Source organism: Thalassoroseus pseudoceratinae (assembly GCF_011634775.1).
Taxonomy (GTDB): Bacteria; Planctomycetota; Planctomycetia; order Planctomycetales; family Planctomycetaceae; genus Thalassoroseus; species Thalassoroseus pseudoceratinae.
The window spans coordinates 198,720-217,738 of sequence record NZ_JAALXT010000002.1; the positions used below are offsets into that span (position 1 = coordinate 198,720).

Annotated in this window: 15 protein-coding genes; 10 read left to right on the forward strand and 5 right to left on the reverse strand. The window is 55.7% G+C overall.

Annotated features, from left to right (window positions below; genetic code table 11):
* Positions 1 to 7: 7 nt before the first annotated feature.
* The gene (gene rsmA / locus G6R38_RS06380) at positions 8 to 919 is read right to left on the reverse strand and encodes a 16S rRNA (adenine(1518)-N(6)/adenine(1519)-N(6))-dimethyltransferase RsmA (RefSeq protein ID WP_166821637.1); all 912 of its coding nucleotides are present in this window, start codon (positions 917 to 919) and stop codon (positions 8 to 10) included.
* Entirely contained in the window at positions 916 to 1,569 is a 654-nt protein-coding gene (locus G6R38_RS06385; protein ID WP_166821640.1) for a riboflavin synthase, read from the reverse strand. The genes rsmA and G6R38_RS06385 overlap by 4 nt, the downstream gene beginning before the upstream one ends.
* Positions 1,570 to 1,777: 208 nt before the next feature.
* On the opposite strand from G6R38_RS06385, the gene G6R38_RS06390 reads away from it, so the two are divergent.
* From G6R38_RS06390 to G6R38_RS06405, 4 genes are all read left to right on the forward strand, one after another.
* On the forward strand, positions 1,778 to 2,485 hold the full coding sequence (locus G6R38_RS06390) for a leucine-rich repeat domain-containing protein (protein WP_166821643.1): 708 nt from the start codon (positions 1,778 to 1,780) through the stop codon (positions 2,483 to 2,485).
* Between the two features lie 13 nt (positions 2,486 to 2,498).
* On the forward strand, positions 2,499 to 2,915 hold the full coding sequence (locus G6R38_RS06395) for an NUDIX domain-containing protein (RefSeq protein ID WP_166821646.1): 417 nt from the start codon (positions 2,499 to 2,501) through the stop codon (positions 2,913 to 2,915).
* A gap of 147 nt (positions 2,916 to 3,062) precedes the next feature.
* Positions 3,063 to 4,145 carry an ATP dependent DNA ligase gene (locus G6R38_RS06400; protein WP_166821649.1) on the forward strand — a complete coding sequence of 361 codons (1,083 nt, stop codon included), beginning with the start codon at positions 3,063 to 3,065 and terminating at the stop codon, positions 4,143 to 4,145.
* 93 nt (positions 4,146 to 4,238) lie between these two features.
* Positions 4,239 to 5,318 (forward strand): 3-keto-disaccharide hydrolase, encoded by a 1,080-nt coding sequence (locus G6R38_RS06405; RefSeq protein WP_166821652.1) that lies wholly within the window; start codon positions 4,239 to 4,241, stop codon positions 5,316 to 5,318.
* 97 nt (positions 5,319 to 5,415) lie between these two features.
* On the opposite strand, the gene G6R38_RS06410 is transcribed toward G6R38_RS06405, so the two are convergent.
* Both G6R38_RS06410 and G6R38_RS06415 read right to left on the reverse strand, forming a co-directional pair.
* Complete coding sequence (locus G6R38_RS06410; RefSeq protein WP_166821655.1) at positions 5,416 to 7,329, reverse strand: preprotein translocase subunit SecA; 1,914 nt, start codon at positions 7,327 to 7,329, stop codon at positions 5,416 to 5,418.
* Between the two features lie 114 nt (positions 7,330 to 7,443).
* The gene (locus tag G6R38_RS06415; RefSeq protein WP_240928098.1) at positions 7,444 to 8,103 is read right to left on the reverse strand and encodes a D-sedoheptulose-7-phosphate isomerase; all 660 of its coding nucleotides are present in this window, start codon (positions 8,101 to 8,103) and stop codon (positions 7,444 to 7,446) included.
* Between the two features lie 194 nt (positions 8,104 to 8,297).
* On the opposite strand from G6R38_RS06415, the gene G6R38_RS06420 reads away from it, so the two are divergent.
* The 6 genes from G6R38_RS06420 (at position 8,298) to G6R38_RS06445 (ending at position 17,528) form a co-directional block, all read left to right on the forward strand.
* A complete protein-coding gene (locus G6R38_RS06420; RefSeq protein WP_166821659.1) occupies positions 8,298 to 11,261 on the forward strand; it encodes a DUF1553 domain-containing protein in 2,964 nt (987 codons plus the stop codon).
* Between the two features lie 197 nt (positions 11,262 to 11,458).
* On the forward strand, positions 11,459 to 11,884 hold the full coding sequence (locus G6R38_RS06425) for a hypothetical protein (RefSeq protein WP_166821663.1): 426 nt from the start codon (positions 11,459 to 11,461) through the stop codon (positions 11,882 to 11,884).
* 480 nt (positions 11,885 to 12,364) lie between these two features.
* A complete protein-coding gene (locus G6R38_RS06430; protein WP_166821666.1) occupies positions 12,365 to 13,132 on the forward strand; it encodes a hypothetical protein in 768 nt (255 codons plus the stop codon).
* Between the two features lie 108 nt (positions 13,133 to 13,240).
* The gene (locus G6R38_RS06435; protein WP_166821669.1) at positions 13,241 to 14,473 is read left to right on the forward strand and encodes an ABC transporter permease; all 1,233 of its coding nucleotides are present in this window, start codon (positions 13,241 to 13,243) and stop codon (positions 14,471 to 14,473) included.
* A 42-nt stretch (positions 14,474 to 14,515) separates the two neighbouring features.
* Positions 14,516 to 15,199 (forward strand): ABC transporter ATP-binding protein, encoded by a 684-nt coding sequence (locus G6R38_RS06440; RefSeq protein WP_166821672.1) that lies wholly within the window; start codon positions 14,516 to 14,518, stop codon positions 15,197 to 15,199.
* A 148-nt stretch (positions 15,200 to 15,347) separates the two neighbouring features.
* Positions 15,348 to 17,528 (forward strand): heavy metal translocating P-type ATPase, encoded by a 2,181-nt coding sequence (locus tag G6R38_RS06445; RefSeq protein WP_166821675.1) that lies wholly within the window; start codon positions 15,348 to 15,350, stop codon positions 17,526 to 17,528.
* Positions 17,529 to 17,567: 39 nt separating this feature from the next.
* Here G6R38_RS06445 and G6R38_RS06450 read toward each other — a convergent pair whose 3' ends face one another.
* Positions 17,568 to 18,974, reverse strand: a complete 1,407-nt coding sequence (locus tag G6R38_RS06450) for a DUF1501 domain-containing protein (protein ID WP_166821679.1) — start codon at positions 18,972 to 18,974, stop codon at positions 17,568 to 17,570.
* Positions 18,975 to 19,019: the final 45 nt, after the last annotated feature.

Consider the following 19,019-nt stretch of genomic DNA (forward strand, 5'->3'; position numbering starts at 1 on the left):
CCGGATTTCACGGATTGGATTGTGTAATGGCATGCAAGCGGTTTGAGAGTTCGACCAATTGAGCCGGTTCGAGTTGCTCCGCGCGGACATTCGTGGGCAGATTCATGTCTTCCAACATGCTCCGCACGTCGTCTTTGGATAGCGTTTTGCGATACATCCCCGCCAGCACACCGGCCATTAGTTTTCGTCGCAGCGTGAACAGCCGCCGGAGGAAGTCTTGAAAGAACTCCCGGTCGGAAATTTTGGCCATGGCATCATGATCCGGAACGACCCTTACGATGGCCGAATTCACTTTCGGTTGTGGCCAGAAGACGCTCGGTGGCAGCTTGCGGAGGATTTCCACGCGACATTGCGACTGCATCCACACCGATAATGCACTGTAGTCCGATGTTCGAGGACCGGCGATCATGCGTTCGGCGAGTTCGAGTTGAATCGTCGTCACCATACGTTCCCACGGCCAATCTGTCGCTAGCAAGTTCGACATCACTGGCGTGCCGACGCTGTAAGGAAGGTTTGCGACCAGCTTCAACCGACGTGACTCATCCACCGCCAAAGCCTTGTCCACTTCGGCAACAACTTCGTCCGCGAAATGGTTCTTATTCCGCAATGCATCGATGTTAAGTAACGATAGATTGTCCGCGTTGGCAAGGACATCGCTCGCCAATCGGTACATATTCGGGTCGATTTCCACTGCAACGACGTGTGCCGCCAGATACGCGAGGAAAGACGTCATCCCACCCGTCCCGACGCCCACTTCCAGGACGACATCATCCGGCGTGATATCCGCCTCACGAACGACAAAGTCAATGATGTTAATGTCGATCAGAAAATTTTGGCCAAGCCGTGCGTTCGGCCCGAAACCGTGTTCGCGGAACAGGGACATCAAACGGGATCGCGTTTGCCGCTCGATCGGTTTCATTGATCCTCCACGGTCGGCGTTGCCAACAATTTCGCGACGTATTTGCCGAGCATGTCGGCTTCGATGTTCACAGCGTCACCCACCGCTCGCGTGCCCAGTGTGGTCGCGTCGAGTGTGTGAGGAATCAACGCGACACGGAACGACTCCGCCGTCGGATCGACTACGGTCAAGCTCACGCCATCCACAGCGACCGAGCCTTTGGAGACCATCAAACGGGCCAACGCCGACGGAATTTGAAAGGTCATGAAGACCCACTCTTGGCCGTCGCTGCCGGGTTCCGTTTCGATTGCCGTCACGGTGCCTTGGCCATCGACGTGCCCTTGCACGAAGTGACCGCCCAACCGTCCGCCAACTGCCAATGAACGTTCCACATTCACCCGATCACCAACGGCCAATCGCCCTAAGTTGGTTTTCGATAGCGTCTCGGACCCCGCTTGAAAATCGAGGACCATGCCTTCGCGAGCCACCACCGTCAGGCAGCATCCATTGAGAGCGATGCTGGCTCCCAGATCGGTTCCGTCGGGGTGATCGGAATTGACGCACGCTTCACCCAGCGGTGTGCCAGACATGTCAATACCCAGACGGATCCCGGCCGATTCGTTTTGAATCCGCTGAACCCGACCACAACCTTCCACCAATCCCGTAAACATCGACCCCACCTTGTGAAACGCAAACCGGCAGTATGTCACTCTTTTGGGCGATTGTATAGTTTGAAGTCGAGCAAATCTCGCCCGGCGTGCCAGGCAACTTGGATTGTCGATGGCCAACAACGCTTGACGCTCCGTTTGGGGTCGGTCAGACTTCTGTTGACAAAAGTTTAGCGGTCGATGGCGGAATTCTTTCTCAGGGAGGGAAAAGATGATTCAGCTTGTTCTCACGTTCACCGCGTTGGCTCCTCCAATGTTCGAGGGGCTGCGACACGACTTCATCGCCGAAGCTTTGGAAGAACAGCATTGCAGCGTCAGCATGTCGCACATGGAACGGGTCCCGGTCGGACCACGTCCCGCCGCTGGTTCACCGTTTGGCACGCCGACGAAACTTCAATCCACATTACCGTTTTGGATTGAAAGCACATGGCTGCGGTTCAAATATCGCCGGATCGAATCCGTGAGCGTTCGTTGTGACTCGGAAGAGCAAGTGGCAAAGACAGTCGCATTGCTGAAGAAACTTCCGACTGTCCCAAGTCTGACAATTCGTTCAACGCCGTTTGAACTCGGCGACCTCGAAGAAGTGATGATGAGTTGCCGAGTCGGGAAGTTGGGCATCACGAGCATGCCATTGCCACGCACGGCGATTTCGGCGTTGTCGCAACCGAGCCTGACGTGGCTCTGCGTGATGCGGACGCACTTTTCGAGTGCCGGCATTGACGAATTACCGTTGTCGCTGGAATACTTCGATGCCACACGCACCCGAATCAACGACGATGCGTTACCCAAGTTTGTGAAATTCACGAATTTGAAACGGCTAAAACTCCGCCGCACACCGACAAGTCGTCAGGCGGTTGAAACGCTCCGCCGTCAAATGCCGTGGTGTGAAATCGACTGGCAACCACTCCAGAACCCATAGCTGCGATGATAGAATGGACACGCCTAACGCACGTCTACGAATTGGAATTGCCATCGTCGAGCGTGCGGAACGGTTCGTCATCGGCGTGCGGAGTCTGCACGGATCGCAACCCGGCAAATCCGAATTTCCCGGCGGAAAATGCGATCCGGGGGAATCGCCGGTCGATTGTGTCGTTCGAGAATGCGAGGAAGAAACCGGTTTAACGGTGCACCCCTTCGAGGAAATCTCCATCGTCACAACCGAGCGGTTGGAACTTCACTTCTGGCGTTGTCGTGTTGGCGACGAGTTCGCACAAACCGAACCACCGCTGACATCTCCATTCCGCTGGGTTCCGCGACACGAATTGGCCGAACTCGATTTTCCGGATGCGAATGCGTCGATCGTGCGTCGATTGGTATTTGGATCGCGAATCGAACCTGACAGTCCGTAAAACCGGATCAATCGTGCAGGACGCGGATCACTTTCGCCGTTCCCGTCAATGCCCCCGGGCATGGTCGTTGGCAGAACCTATATTTGGTCGGTGTGGAAGCTTCCGGAATGTTTCCACATTTCGCGTGACCCGATTTGGTTGGCTGCTATGTCCGCACCCACGTCCGAACAGACGAAACTCACAACCTGCCCCCAATGCCAAGAAACCACCGAATGGGGGGCAGCATCCTGGTGTCCGGAATGCGGCTACTATCCAGCATTCGCCACCGTCCCGAAGTCAGCGGCACCGGTGCTCAAGGATTTCGACGACGAAGACGACGAGGACGTCGAAGAACGCCCGTGGGAAGAACCCGAACCCGGTCCGATTTGGCAACTGGTTCCCGGTTGGTTGATTCTGCTGGTCATCGGCATGATTGCGATGTTGGGGGTGAGCATCGCGGGGCGAGCACTCACTGCGTCCGATGAAGGTTCGATGCGATTGCTCTGGACTCTCACGCAACTCTTTGCAGGCGTTGCGGTTGCGGGTTTGGCTCACACCGCATCTTACATGCACGCGATCCAAAAGAACGACAAACTTTCACCGATGGACTTCCTGCTCAAACCCGGTGAAGTATGGAAGCCGACGTTGGCCAATCTTCCGGCAACCGGCAACCGGTTGTGTTTGTGGGCGTGGGGTGTTACTGCGATCTTTGGTGCGTTGATCATCGTCGGGGGAATTCGTTGGAGTGCCATGTTCGAGGACTGGGGCTTCGAAAAATCTGCTCAGAAGAATCTTGTGCAAGCGGTGGTTCAGAAGGCACGTCAGGAACAAGCCGAGAAAGCCGCCCAGAATGGTTCACTCGAAGAGGCGATGAACGACTTCGTCGGCGAGGAAGAAGAGAACAAAGAACCGAAACCGCCAGCCATCGAGACCGATTGCGTCGTCGTGGGGTATCGAGCCAACCAGAAGGGCGATGTGATGATGCTGCTACTCGCGGCGGCTCCACGAGGACGGTTGCAATATCTTGGCACTCTCAACGTGACCGATTTACCGCAGGAAACCAGCGAAACTCTCAATGAACGGATTCGGCGTACCGAACACCGTGCGACACCGTTCGTCAGTCCCATGCCGATTAGCGGGAACTGGCTTCAACCGACGCTGCTGGTGCGAGTCGGGCATGATGACTGGACCAAGAACTTCCGCATGATCCGTCCGGTGTTCTTGGAATTGCTCCGCGAAACAAAACTGTAAGACACGGAAATTAGGCGAGTTATTGGACTCGTTCCGAAGACTGCGGTATCGTCGAGGCATTCCTGACGAATTCCCACACTCGGAGAGACCAATATGCTCAACTTGCGTCGTTCGATTTGGCCGTCTGTTTTCGGAGGCCTGTTCTTATGTCTGTCTTGTGCGGTACTACCGGCAGCCGACGGTGTTTGGACCAATCCCGAAGGTTCGGATCTTCCCGCTGACTTCCAAGTTCAGGGCGAATACCGCGGCAAATCCGTCGGTGCCCAGGTGATTGCTCTCGGTGATGGCCACTTCCAAGCCGTTATCTATGACGGTGGCCTACCAGGCGCCGGTTGGGACGGCAAAACCCGAGCGTTGTTCGCCGGCGAAATGAAAGACGGCAGTCCCGAATTTTCCAAGGCGGATGGCAATCGGAAGTATCTGGCTGCGAATCCCAAGCAGTTTTCGGCGTCGGCCCAATTCCCGCCGGAAGGGCACGACCAGTTCGAGTCTCTGAAAGTTGACGGCAAGAAGCTTGTCGTGACTGACGCCGATGGCAAATCCCATGCCCTCGAGAAAATGATCCGACAAAGCAAGTCGATGGGCATGAAGCCGCCGAAGGGTGCGGTTGTCTTGTTCAGCGGCATTCCGGAAAACATGAACCAATGGAACGGTGGACGATACGACCCCGAGACCAATCTCCTGAACACCGATGGTCGAGATATCCTCACCAGCGACAAATTCGACGACTACACCATGCACCTCGAATTCTTGCTACCGTACAAACCGAAAGGACGTGGGCAAGGGCGAGGCAACAGTGGGTTTTATCAAGTCGATCACTACGAAGTGCAAATCCTCGACAGCTTCGGCTTGGAAGGCAAAAACAACGAGTGCGGCGGCGTGTACACCATCAAAGAACCCGATGTCAACATGTGCCTCCCACCGTTGGTCTGGCAAACCTATGACGTGGAATTTACCAACGCTCGCACGAATGAAGACGGCGACGTCACCGAACCTGCCCGTTTGACGGTCAAGCACAACGGCGTGACGATTCATGACGACATCGAACTCAATAAGAAGACCGGCGGTTCCCGAAGAGCACCGATGGGCACACCTGGCCCGATCAAACTCCAAGGTCACGGCAATCCATTGCAGTTCCGCAATGTCTGGATTCTGCCGAAGAATAAGAAGTAATACGGTTGTTTGACGAGTTGTGTGCCATGCCCACGGCTTTGCGTGGGCATGGGCCATCGACATTCGTAATCTGAATCATGTCCACACCGGCGGTTATTTAATCCGGAGTGTCCAAGAACGGATCAAAACCCATTCGCTCGTAGAGTTTGCCTCGTTCACGAATGGCGTGCAACAACCGCTTGCGATCACCGACATGACGAGACTCCACCCGACGTTGGCAGTCACGCAGCACTCGTCTGGCACGCGTCAGGTCTTTCTCCGATTGCAGTTCCGCCACGACTTGTGGAGCGGACTCTCGGTATGCTTCCACGAGGATTTCGTCTGTGATCGCCATGAATTGACGGAAACTTCCCGGGTCGCCCTGCCTCGCGCATCGCCCAGCCAACTGTCGATCGATGCGTGCGGAATCGTGGAGTTCTGTTCCGATGACGTGTAACCCGCCAAGTTCTGCGACGTCGGGTCCCAGCTGAATATCGGTCCCCCGCCCGGCCATGTTCGTTGCGACTGTAACACGTCCTCGTCCGCCAGCGGCCGACACAATCTCCGCTTCTCGGTCAAGTTGTTTCGCGTGGAGAACTTCCGGTTCGATACCAGCGGTTCGCAGGAGCTTTGCCAATTCCTCGGACTTTGCAATCGAGCGTGTGCCGATCAATACGGGACGCCCCCGCTCGTGCATCTCGGAAACTTCCTGCACGATCGCAGTCCATTTTTCGTCATCGTTTCGAGTCACCACATCCGGCAGAACTTGGCGTTGGCAAGGGCGGTTCGTTGGAATCTGCACCACAGGCAAGCGGTAAACGGATTGGAATTCGCCCGCGGAGACACTCGCCGTTCCCGTCATTCCACCGATGTGCTGATATTGCAGCATCAGGTCTTGAATCGTGATCTGGGCGGCATGTCGTGTGGGGAACGACAGATTGAGTTGCTCTTTCGCCTCGACGGCTTGATGAATTCCATCCCGCCAACGGCGACCTTCGGCGAACCGTCCCGTCGATTCGTCCACGATGACCACTTCCCCATCCCGCACGACGTATTGCCGATCGCGGTGATGGTCCAAAAGCACGCGGATGGCACGTTCCACGTGTTCGTAAAGGTCGATTTGACTCACGCTCTCCAACCCCGGCGGTTTGACGACCGACCGCACACGGTGGCGTCCGTCGGAAGTGAGTCGCACGGCTTTCGTTTTGGGATCGCGTTCGAAGTCCTCGGTCTCGGTGAATTGCGGGGCGAATTCGGCTGCCCAACGGAACGCCGCCGCTTTCGCCGCCCGATCTGCAGTTGGCAATGCACTTAGAATCAAAGGCGTGCGAGCATCATCAATGAGGATGCTGTCGGCTTCATCCAGAATCAGCGTGTGCAATCGACGTTGCAACGGGTCTTGGAATTCCGCACCGAATCTGTGTTCTCCGGCGTCGAGCAGACGACTTCTCTTCGCGATCGGATCGAGTGTTTGCAGTCGATCTTTGAGGAAATCGAAACCGAACTCATTTGCGGTGCCGTAAGTGATATCGCAGGCATAACTTTCCCGGCGTGTTGCGGGCGGCATCTGAGCGGTGATCACACCGACCGTCATTCCGAGCAGCTCAAACACCGGTCGCATGATGTCCGCATCGCGAGAGGCAAGGTAATCGTTGGCCGTTGCCAGATGCACGCCTTCGCCGGAGAGCGCGTGCAGATACAACGGCAGCGTTGCGGTCAGGGTTTTTCCTTCGCCGGTTTCCATTTCGACGATGGCTCCATCGACCATCGCCAATCCGCCGAGCAATTGCACCTCGAAATGGGCCATGCCCAATCGTCGACGAGCCGCCTCACGCACAAGCCCCGCAGCCCGCGTCACCAAGGTTTTCAGCGGTTCGCCGCACTGCGTATCGTATCGCAACGCCAGACTGCGTTCCGTCAACTCGGCATCGGTGAGCGATTCCCATTCTGCGGAAGACTCCAACACGGTCTTCGCTACGCGACGCAATCGCCGCGATGGAGACCGGACACCGGATCGATTCAACAACCGCATCGCCCCGCCTCCCGAAAAGGCGTTTGAGTACCATGCCCATGAAGACATGGGCATGGCATCCGGTGATCTGTTGACCCAACGCGACTACTTGGAAGAGTCGCGATAGAAATCTCTTCAGGCGGCTTCTGATTGCGTTTGACCGGCATAACGACCGACCGAGTTGATGCGGGCGTAAACGTCATTGAGAATCCAATGGAATAGCATCAGATGAATCGATTCAACCATCCCCATGTCATCCAACGGCACATGGAGATTGTGTTGGCCGATCTCTTGCAATGTGCCACCCTGATAACCCGTGATTCCCCAGGTTTCCAGGTTGTGTTTGTTGGCCCATTCCACCGCGTTGACGATGTTCGCACTGTTGCCGCTGCCGCTGATGGCAATCAACACGTCACCCGGCGATGCCAAGTTTTTCAGTTGCTCGACGAACACGCGATCAAAACCTTCATCATTGCCCCAGGCAAGAATGTAAGGTGTGTTGTCGGTCAGGCTGAGTACTTTCAGCCGTTTGGCGTCGTCGTTGGTGAAGTCGGCAGGGTCGAGCGTGCTTTTCCCCAAGTCTTCACAAAGGTGCGATGCGTTCGAGCCACTTCCGCCGTTGCCGCAAATGAATACGAAACGGCCGTCCTGCCACGCTTGATAAATGGAATTCGCCAGGTCACTGGTTTGCTGGAGATCCAGTTTTTCGAATTCTTTCGCACAACGCTGCAAATATTCTGCCGGATTGAGATACGCCCCGAGCATGGCTGGTCCTTTCTCTGGTGTGGAAGACAATCCGTTGTCGATCCGATTGCCGGGAAGAACGCCGATGCCACGCCGGACACACCCTCCCGTGCCGGAAATCTAGCAGAGGACTCCAATCAATGCCAGATGTGTTTTTTCAAAGGACCCATCGTAGGCAAAGCCTGTCAACAACGGCTGATTTCAGTACGATGTATGAACACATTTCGATTGCAGATCGGTCACCAATGAATCTATTGATTACAACAACCCAATTCACGGTGTTCTTTCTGGCGACAGGATTGTTTTTGCCGGGAGCATCGGCAGGTGAGGACATTGATTTCCAGTCGCAAGTGGCTCCGATATTTGAGCGGCGTTGTCTGAGTTGTCATAACGACACCGATTCCCAAGGGGATTTGTCGTTGCAGACGGCGACCTCGTCCTGGACCGATGGCGTGATCATTGCGGGGGATGTCGAGAGCAGTTACCTCGTCCATGTCATCACGCCCGTCGATGGTCAAGCCGAGATGCCGAAGAATGCCGATTCGCTGTCAGCGGAGGAAATCGCGACGGTTCGGAAATGGATCGCCAGTGGAGCGAAGTGGCCGAAGGAAGTCACGCTTCGAGAACCCGAGGTCACGGATTTCGATTGGTGGTCATACCGCAGGATCGAACGGCCAAAAGTTCCCGCGATCCACACGTCCTGGGCACGTACCTCGATTGACAAATTCATTCAGAAGCAGCTGGATGACCACGGTTTAACCCACGCCGCCGAAGCCGATCGCCGCACGCTCATTCGACGAGTGACGTACGATTTGATCGGCTTGCCACCAACACCGGGCGAGGTCGCCGCGTTTGTTCGAAGTTCCGACCCGTTGGCGTACGAACGGCTTGTGGATCGGTTGTTGGCGTCTCCGCAGTACGGTGAGCGTTGGGCCCGGCATTGGTTGGATGTCGTCAAATATGCCGACACGCATGGTTACGACAAGGACAAACTCCGTCCGAATGCGTGGCCGTATCGGGATTATGTCGTGCGGGCCTTGAACGACGACAAACCCTTTTCGCGGTTCGTGCAAGAGCAGATCGCCGGAGACGTGCTGTTTCCCGGCGAACCGGATGGCATCCTCGGTCTCGGATTCCTTGCCGCTGGCCCTTGGGATTTCATCGGGCATGTCGAAGTGCCCGAGAGCAAGCTCGATGGAAAAGTTGCCAGAAATCTCGATCGCGACGACATGGTGTCGAACACACTGAACACCTTCTGCAGCGTGACTGTGCAATGTGCTCGGTGTCACAATCACAAGTTCGATCCGATCTCCCAGGAAAACTATTACGGTTTGCAGTCGGTTTTTGCGGCCGTTGATCGGGCCGATCGCGTGTACGATCTCGATCCGACCATCGAACGCCGTCGCTATGAACTCGCGTCGCAACTCGCGGATCTTCGAAAACAAAAATCCGCACTGGAAACGGAAATTACGAAGGCCGGCGGACCACGGTTGAAAGAGTTGCAGCAAACGATCGCGGAGCTTCAGTCGGCTCGCAAAATCGTCAAAGAACCAGAATTCGGTTATCACAGTGGTCTTGCGAACCAACCCGATGTGGAGAAGTGGGTCGAAGTTGATTTGGGTCAAGATGTGGCAATTTCGCGGATCGTCCTGCGTCCATGTCATGATGACTTCGGCGGCATCGGGGCGGGGTTTGGTTTTCCAAGACGGTTCCGCGTGCAGGTCGCCATTGATGATGATTGGCATCCAGTTCTCGATCGAACCGCCGATAATGTTTCCAACCCCGGTGTTTCGGCGTTCGCGATTGAAAACGTCAATCAAACGGCTCGCAAGGTCCGTGTGACGGCAACGAAACTCGCCGACCGGTCTGGTGTTTTCATCTTGGCCCTTGCGGAACTTCAGGTGTTCACCGATGACGGCATGAATGCGGCATTGGGGGCGAAGGTGGCGTCGTTAGATTCGATTGAAGCCCCCGTTCGTTGGCGACGACAAAACCTGACCGATGGGAAATGGGCAACCGACACCGATCCGGCTCGCAGTCAGCAGCTTTCGAATTTCACGCGAGAACGGGATCGACTCCTCAAGCAAGTCATGACCCCCGAACGCACAAGCCGCCAAGCAAAAATTGCTGAGACCATCACCAGAATCGAAGAAGAACAAACGTCGCTGCCGACCGGTCGGCACGTGTACGCAGCGGCAACGCAGTTTCCGTCACGCGGACAGTTTCACGCTACGAAGGGCAAACCACGAACCGTCTTCGTTCTGAATCGCGGTGACGTGCAAACACCGGGACCGGTCGCGGTTCCGAGTGTGCTCCCGTTGAGTTCCACCAGCAATGGGCAACTCGATTCGAAACTCAGCGAAGCTGATCGACGAGCCGCTTTGGCCCAGTGGTTGACGGACCGCGATCACCCGTTGGTCTGGCGGTCGATTGTCAATCGAATCTGGCAGTACCATTTCGGTCATGGTCTTGTGGCCACGCCGAATGACTTCGGTCGCATGGGAGCCCTGCCGACACATCCTAAATTGCTCGATTGGCTCGCCGCCGAATTTCGCGATGGTGGTCAGTCGATGAAACAGCTGCATCGTTTGATTGTCACCAGTAGCGTCTATCGGCAGTCATCAGAACACAACGAAGCCAACGCCGCGATTGACGGCAGCAACCAATTTCTCTGGCGAATGAACCGCCGACGGTTGGAAGCAGAAGAAATTCGCGATTCGATTCTTGCGGTCAGCGGGGCGATGAATTCGCAAATGGGTGGGCCAGGGTTTTACTTGTTCAATCTCGAAAAGACAGCACACTCCCCGCATTACCAGTACCATAAGTTCGATCCAACGGACACCGCTTCACACCGCCGCAGCATTTACCGGTTCGTCGTCCGGTCCCAACCGGACCCGTGGATGACCACTCTCGACTGTGCCGACTCCTCACAAAGCACACCGAAGCGGTCGGAAACATTGACCTCACTCCAAGCCCTCTCGCTACTCAATAACCGCTTCAATTTGGTGATGGCTGAACGATTCGCCAACCGCTTGCGAGCGGAGTCGCCCACACGCTCCGAACAAGTCGCCCAGGCCATCCGGTTGATCACACAACGCGAACCCACCGATTGGGAACACGAAGAACTCGTCGAATACTCGAACCAGTACGGTTTGGACAATATGTGTCGATATTTGTTCAATCTCAGTGAATTCGTGTTTCTCGACTGAACCGTTATGGGGGACGCTCGCATCGTGCCGGTCTGGTCTTGCAGTTTTGTCTTGATCCGTGTAACCGATATTTTCGTCAAGCGCCGCAACTGTGGATGCCGATCTTCTGAAGGCCGACCCTGCGATTGACCATATGACGGACTGACAGCTCGCGGGTTTCGCATTTTTACATTCTTGTAGAAAGTTCATCGACGCTGATGTTGTCTCGTTTCGTGACCACCATTTTGCCGGTTGTCGGCATCTTGCTTTGCCCGTTCGCCTGCATGGGCACGGGGTTGGTGACGGAATGTGCCCCGGTGATCTCAGGGAGTGTCTGTTGCGGTGGTGGAAACGCGACCTCGAAACAGGCACATGGTTTCTCTGAGAACCACGAGTGTCCGGACTTTCCAGACCATGACGATTGCCGTCACGAATGCGTCAAGAATGCTCGGTTGAACACGTCCACAAGGACGTTGTTGCTGAAGCTCGATGCCACATTCCTGACCGATGCCGGTTTGATTGTCGATCAGTTCTCTGTGGCCTTCAATTCCGCGACCCTCGGACCACACGGTCGCAACGCCACCCATCCGGATTTACCATCGGGGATCGCCGTGCGTGTTGCGATCGCATCTTGGTTGGTCTAAGTCGGTTCCTGCATTGCCGATCGTGACTCCCGCGATGATGTTTGCGGTTGAGCATCGCTTAATGATCGGCAGTTCCCGCAGTGAAATTTGCGTCTTTGCCTGTGCTTCCATCGGTATCGGTTCCACGGTTGGGCCGGACAACGAAGTTCGGTTTCCGATTTCAGCTGGCCTACGGATCAGCAACTGAGAAAACCTGTGGTTCGTGCCGTTTGGGAACAGTCTTTGCGTGATGAATTGCCGTGTCACTCGAAATCAATTGTGCACAAAGCGGAGTTCGGTGAGAAACCGTCCAAAACCACGTGTGCAACTCGCCGATACTTCTATTAACGCCGACCAGAACATTCGTGAATGACGTTGTTCAATCTCGCAAGACCCTGTGCGATGACTGATTGTTTGCAGTTCTGTCGGCCAACTCTGTGTCCGTCTGCCGAGCGGATGCGGAGTCGATATTCCCGCTCGGCCTCAAATGGAGTTCCACCGATGACAAGGATTGTCGCAATCAATATCCGCACGGTGTTCGTGCTGGGCGTGTTGCTGGCATTGAGCCATCGTGCCGATGCCGCTGGACCCGGTCAGCAAGCGGTCACGGCCGCTGCCGAGAATGGCCAGTTTTCATTCATCATGTTCTATCGCGGGAATGATTCCGCGACCAAGAGTATGTATGGCACACTGAAATCCACCTTGGAAAGCCGAGATGACGCGGTAATCGTGCCGGTCCGAATTGACGATTCCGCTGAAAAAGCTCTGATCGACCGATTCGATGCCACACGAATGCCGATGCCCGCCGTGGCGGTGCTCGCACCAAACGATGCCGTTTGCATTGTCTATCCACAGCGTGTCACGCCGGAGCAACTCACCGTCGCGATTGTTTCGCCCGCTCAGGCGGAGTGTTTGAAGTCGCTACAGGACAAAAAGATTACAATTCTGTGTGCCCAACCCGACGGATCGGCTGAGATTCCAGCGGGTGTGCGGCAGTTTCAAGCGGACAAGTTGTTCCAAGAACGAACGCAGGTCGTAACGGTTCAAGCCAAGGACCCCAACGAATCGCGGTTTCTCCGGCAACTTCGAGTCCCAACCGATCGGCCAACTTCGGTTGTGGCGTTCATGGCTCCTCCCGGCGTGATGATCGGTGTGTTCGGTGAGAACATCACCCATCGCGAACTCGCGGAGAAATTGGCGGCCGCTGGGCAATGTTGTGACGACGAAAATTGTAAGTATCACAAATCCCACGGAGCCAAGAAGAAATAACGGCTCGCTTTGATCGATGTTGAGAACCCGAGTCGAAGGGCCAATTCACGTTGGCTCTCTCGTCTTGGTTGGATTCGAAATTCAGCTTTGACCCAAGGACGGGAACCGATGCGACTTCGTTCAATGGTTTGGAAAGAACTCTGGCAGCGTCCCACACCGATGCTGACGAGCCTGATCGCTGTGACGCTCGGCGTCACCGCCCTGGTTGCAGTTCAAAATCTCACTGTTTTCTCGGAGCAGAAAATCTCCGACGACATGGCCTCGCTGGGAGCGAACGTACTCGTCCTCCCACCGAACGTGACTCTCGAGGACTATTACGCAGCCGATATGCACGGCAAAACCATGCCGGAAGAGTTCGTCACGCGGTTGGCACTCGCCCGTATGCCCGGCGTTGAAAACCTGGCTCCCAAGTTGTGCGTGGATGCGAATGTGGATGGCACTTCGGTGACACTGACCGGCATCCTGCCACGAAGCGAGTTTCAAGCCAAAGCCGCGTGGCAAGGCATTGGCATCATGCCGATGTCGGATGGGGTTGGGACCGATCGCGGTTGCTGCGCGACGACGGTGGATGTCGAAGCGGACGCCGCACCGGAATCGTTGGCCACCATGCGGACCATTGCCCAACTTGACGAACGTGACATCATCCTCGGAAGCGATGCGGCCACCAAACTCGGGAAGAAAGTCGGCGACAAGGTGACTGTATCCGACGAGGAATTCCAAGTTCTCTCGGTCTTGCCGTCGACCGGTACCATCGACGATTCCCGCCTATTCGCTCACCTTCACAGCGTGCAAGATTTGGCGGAAACCGGTCCAGTGGTGAACGTGATTGAGATCATGGCATGTTGCGAGGACGCGGCAGGTGATCTGATTGGTGAATTGTCCGCAGAACTGCCGGAGACCCGAGTGATCACAATCGCTCAGGTCGTCGAAACGCAAGTCGCGGTGAATCGTTTGATGTCGCGGCTTTCGTGGGTCTTCTTCTCGATTTTGCTACTCGTCGGAGCTGCGAGCATTGCCAGTGTGATGTACGCCAACGTGACGGAGCGACGCAAAGAGATCGGCACATTGATGGCACTCGGTGCCAGTCGTGGGTTTGTCGTTCGCATGTTCCTCGGCAAAGCGATGGTTCTGGGATTGGCCGGTGGTCTCGGTGGTTTTCTTGGTGGCACCATCCTCGCCGCAGTTCTCGGGCCAAAACTGTTGGGGATCACAGTGCAACCCTTGCCGGAACTGTTGGCCATCGGGATGGCGGCGGCAACCGTCGTTGCGCTCGCGGCGAGTTTCCTGCCGGCCCGTCGAGCCGCTGGACTTGATCCGTGTTTGGTGTTCAACGACGCATGAACCCGCTTGCTGTATCCCCTCAAGAATGGTGAAGGAGACACGATGTACCAGCTTCAATCAGTCACACATACCTACCAGCGTCGCAACCAAACTGTGACAGCTCTTAGCAACGTGACCCTCGACATCCCCGGAAATGACTTCATGGCCGTGGTCGGACCGAGCGGCAGCGGAAAAACGACGTTGCTATCGGTGTTGGGCGGCATGTTGGCTCCGACATCGGGGCAGATCTCTCTCGATGGCGAGTCGATGTATGACCTCTCAATCGCGAAACGAGCCGCATTGCGACAGCAAACGATTGGATTTGTGTTCCAGTCCTTCAATCTGATTCCGTGGCTGACAGCCTGCCAGAACGTGCAGGTTCCATTGATGCTCTGCGGAAAATCGCCCAAAGAGCAACGCGACCGAGCGATGGAATTGCTGGATCGGGTTGGGCTTTCGGATCGGACCGACCATCGTCCACCGGAATTGAGCCAAGGGCAACAGCAACGAGTGGCCCTCGCTCGCACGTTGGCCAATGATCCTCAAGTCATTTTGGCTGACGAGCCCACCGGAAATCTCGATGCCGAAACCCGTGTGCAAGTCATGGAATACCTCGCCGAATTCCACAATGACGGGCGAACGATTGTGATGGTCACTCACGATGCCCAAACCGCCAGCTTCGCCAAGCGGACTATTCGGCTCGTGGCTGGAGTGGTCGAGGAAGCCGAACAATCGGAAGCCGCGTAATGTCCCGAATCGACACCGGGAGTTGCCGGTCAGCTCCCGATTGATCATCCTGAGTACATAAGCAACGTAGGAATTGGTGAGAATATTCGAAGTCGAATCACGGTGGTCGTCCGGCGGTTCGGCGGTGTCCGATTGAGAGTAACAACCGATGAACTCCTCGCAAGAACTGTTTAAGTTCAAAGTTCATGGCTTATGCTGTGCTGAGGAAGTTGCGTTGCTCAAGCGTGAGGTCGGTCGCGTTGTCGGCAACGAGGACCGAATCGGTTTCGATATTCTCAACGGTACGATGTCAGTGCAACCGGGGGCCGTCGAAGCTTCCGCGGACGACATCACGGAAGCGGTCTCTCGGACCGGAATGCGTGCCGAGGTTCTGCGTCAAGATGAACCAGTTACAAGCTCAAAACGTTTTTGGGACGGACCTGGTCGGAACTTCCTCACGGTAATTAGTGGCCTGTTCGGATTAGCGGGGTTTCTGACTCACGTTTGGTTGTCTGGAGGTGCCCAAGCGGCGTTCGGCTCCGAAGGCATGGGGATGACACATCACGTCCCACCGGCCTCGAAGGTGCTGTATGCCGTGGGAATCGCTGCGGGGATTTGGTTGGTCCTTCCCAAAGCATGGTTCGCATTGCGTCGCGTTCGCCCCGACATGAATCTGCTGATGGTTGTGGCCGTTTCGGGAGCGGTTGCCATCAATGAATGGTTCGAGGCCGCGGTGGTCGTGTTTCTGTTCTCGGCGTCTTTGGCATTGGAGTCGTGGAGCGTTGGTCGAGCACGTCGAGCCATCGCCGCTCTCATGGACTTAGCGCCTCCGACCGCATGCATTCGCCGCGACGATGGCACCGAAGTCCACGTTCCGCCTGAGGAAGTATCTGTCGGCACGTTATTCATCGTGCGACCCGGCGAGAAGTTGCCGTTGGATGGATACGTCGTCCATGGTTCGAGCAATGTCAACCAGTCTCCGATCACCGGAGAGAGCATCCCGGTCGTCAAACAGCCGGGTGACACCGTGTTCGCGGGAACGGTCAATGGCGATGGTGCTTTGGAAATCGAATGCACCAAGCCCGCGCAGGACACGACGTTGGCTCACATCATTCGCATGGTGGGAGAAGCCCAGTCCCGCCGAGCACCTGCCGAACAGTGGGTCGAAAAGTTCGCTCGCATCTACACACCGATCGTGATGGGACTCGCCGCCACTGTTCTGATCGCAGGTCCGCTGCTATTCGATGGCGTGTGGTCGGAATGGCTTTATCGGTCGCTCGTTTTGCTTGTCATCGCGTGTCCGTGTGCGTTGGTCATCTCGACGCCAGTGAGTATCGTTGCCTCGTTGGCCGCCGCTGCTCGGAACGGGGTTCTCATCAAAGGTGGTGTCTACGTCGAAGCACCGGCTCGGTTGGATGCTATTGCACTCGACAAAACCGGGACATTGACCGAGGGCACGCCAACGGTTGGAGGTGTTGTGCCGCTTGACGACCACACCGAAACGGAACTGTTGGAACGTGCGTCTGCGTTGGAAGCGCGCAGCGATCATCCGTTGGCAAGAGCCATCGTTGACTATGCCCGAGACCGTGAGGTGACGATTCAACCTGTGGAAGACTTTCAGATCGTTCCCGGCAAAGGAGCCGTCGGTCGATTGAACAACAAACGCTATTGGCTGGGCTCGCATCGGTATTTGCAGGAGCAAGGCCAAGAAACCGCGGAGGTTTGTGAGCAGTTGGAGGCTCTCTCCAAGAGTGGCCAAAGCGTGGTTGTCATTGGAAACGACGAGCATGTGTGTGGCTTCATTTCGCTAGCCGACACCGTGCGACCGGCGGCCAATGATACACTGCAAGCGTTACGAGAAACCGGTATCCGCCATCTCGTCATGCTCACCGGCGACAACCAACAGACGGCAGAAGCCGTTGCTCAAGAACTTCATCTGGATGAGGTCCATGCCGAGTTGCTCCCTGAGGGAAAGGTTCACGTCGTCGAGACACTGGTCGGCAAATTTGGCGGCGTTGCGATGGTTGGTGACGGTGTGAACGATGCACCCGCGTTGGCACGGGCCAGCATTGGAATTGCGATGGGGGCCGCGGGAAGTGATGCGGCCATCGAAACCGCCGATATCGCCTTAATGTCCGATGATCTCGCGAAGTTACCTTGGCTGATCCGGCACTCACGACGAACGCTCCGCATCATCCGTCAGAATATCGGTTTTTCCCTTGCCGTCAAAGTTATCTTTGTGCTCCTGACATTCTCCGGTTACACATCACTGTGGGCTGCCATTGCAGCTGACGCGGGAACTTCGCTCCTCGTGATCTTCAACGGTCTTCGACTGCTAAAAATCAACTAGACTCATAATCAAAAGGATTTGTTTCGTGCGTGGGCAAATTCAAGCTAGGATTTCTTCGACAACGTTGCCAAAGACGTCCGTGAGTCGGTAATCACGCCCTGCGTGTCGATAGGTCAGTCGAGTGTGATCCATGCCTAGCAGATGCAGGATCGTGGCATGAAAATCGTGGACATGAACGCGTTTGTCCGCAACCGCGATCCCGTGTTCATCCGATGCCCCGTGTGTGATCCCCCCTTTGATCCCCCCACCCGCCATCCAACTTGAGAACACCATCGGATGATGGTCGCGACCCCCGGCATTCTTAGCCGCCATGTATGGGGTTCGTCCGAATTCAGTCGTCCAGACAACAAGCGTCTCATCAAGCAACCCACGCAATTTGAGATCTTTGATGAGCCCCGCGATTGGTTGATCGACGTTCTTGGCCAAACGAGCGTGGTCGAGCATGTTGCCATGGGAATCCCAATTGTTACTCGAACCCACATCAATACATTCCACAAATCGAACACCCCGCTCAACCATCCGACGAGCCACGAGACACTGCCAACCAAACCCTTTATTCTGTCCCGGTTGCAGGCCATACAAGTCTAACGTCGCTTGCGTCTCTTGAGAAAAATCTAGAACTTCCGGAGCCGCCTGCTGCATTCCAAATGCAGTTTCAAAGGACCGAATCCGAGCATCGAGCTGATCGTCCAGGGCACGTGTCTCAAAGTGCTCTTGATTGATCTGTTGCAGTAGTTCGAGTTCTGTCGATTGCAGTTCGGATGAAGCCACCCGCCGCTTGACATTCGGAATCGGCGTCTTCCCCGGAAATACCTGGGTACCTTGATGAAATCCCGGTAGGAAATCATTGTTCCAGTTTTGCCCTCGCGCATAGGGAGTGGCCCCGGTGACCACGACAAACGATGGTAGGTTGCGATTCTCCGTGCCTAGCCCATAGCTAATCCAAGACCCCATACTCGGCCGTGCAAAACTAAAGGAGCCTGTGTGCATTCCAAGTGTGGCTTCATAGTGCGCGATGTGGTCGGTTGTTAGCGAGCGAATTACGCAAAGCTCGTCAGCGACTTCTCCGACATAGGGAAACAAATCACTGATCTCAATTCCCGATTTCCCTCGCGGACGAAACTCCCACTGGGGACGTTTGAGGTACTGCTTGAACTCACCGATTGACCCTCGGTAGTTGTGAACAGTGAGGGATTTGTTGTGATCTTCAACGAGCTTGGGTTTCGGGTCGAATGAGTCCACATGCGAGACTCCACCACCCATGAACAGAAAGATCACGTTCTTGGCTTTTGCGGGAAAATGGGGCGGTTTTGGAGCGAGCGGATTTGTCGAGGTCGATCGTCCTTCGCTTGCTTCCAGTTCCGCGAGCATCCCACGCAAGGCAAGTGCACCGAATCCACCAGCGGCTCGGTTGAGCAACTCACGCCGGGAGATCGATTGGTTCATATCTGGCATTCTTTCGAACTCACTGTTTAAGGCTCAGCAGTGTTC

Excerpts from the sequence above, each read along its gene's own strand:
- rsmA (WP_166821637.1), bottom strand. The coding sequence starts at position 919 with ATGAAACCGATCGAGCGGCAAACGCGATCCCGTTTGATGTCCCTGTTC.
- G6R38_RS06385 (WP_166821640.1), bottom strand. The coding sequence starts at position 1,569 with ATGTTTACGGGATTGGTGGAAGGTTGTGGTCGGGTTCAGCGGATTCAA.
- G6R38_RS06390 (WP_166821643.1), top strand. The coding sequence starts at position 1,778 with ATGATTCAGCTTGTTCTCACGTTCACCGCGTTGGCTCCTCCAATGTTC.
- G6R38_RS06395 (WP_166821646.1), top strand. The coding sequence starts at position 2,499 with ATGGACACGCCTAACGCACGTCTACGAATTGGAATTGCCATCGTCGAG.
- G6R38_RS06400 (WP_166821649.1), top strand. The coding sequence starts at position 3,063 with ATGTCCGCACCCACGTCCGAACAGACGAAACTCACAACCTGCCCCCAA.
- G6R38_RS06405 (WP_166821652.1), top strand. The coding sequence starts at position 4,239 with ATGCTCAACTTGCGTCGTTCGATTTGGCCGTCTGTTTTCGGAGGCCTG.
- G6R38_RS06410 (WP_166821655.1), bottom strand. The coding sequence starts at position 7,329 with ATGCGGTTGTTGAATCGATCCGGTGTCCGGTCTCCATCGCGGCGATTG.
- G6R38_RS06420 (WP_166821659.1), top strand. The coding sequence starts at position 8,298 with ATGAATCTATTGATTACAACAACCCAATTCACGGTGTTCTTTCTGGCG.
- G6R38_RS06425 (WP_166821663.1), top strand. The coding sequence starts at position 11,459 with ATGTTGTCTCGTTTCGTGACCACCATTTTGCCGGTTGTCGGCATCTTG.
- G6R38_RS06430 (WP_166821666.1), top strand. The coding sequence starts at position 12,365 with ATGACAAGGATTGTCGCAATCAATATCCGCACGGTGTTCGTGCTGGGC.
- G6R38_RS06435 (WP_166821669.1), top strand. The coding sequence starts at position 13,241 with ATGCGACTTCGTTCAATGGTTTGGAAAGAACTCTGGCAGCGTCCCACA.
- G6R38_RS06440 (WP_166821672.1), top strand. The coding sequence starts at position 14,516 with ATGTACCAGCTTCAATCAGTCACACATACCTACCAGCGTCGCAACCAA.
- G6R38_RS06445 (WP_166821675.1), top strand. The coding sequence starts at position 15,348 with ATGAACTCCTCGCAAGAACTGTTTAAGTTCAAAGTTCATGGCTTATGC.
- G6R38_RS06450 (WP_166821679.1), bottom strand. The coding sequence starts at position 18,974 with ATGAACCAATCGATCTCCCGGCGTGAGTTGCTCAACCGAGCCGCTGGT.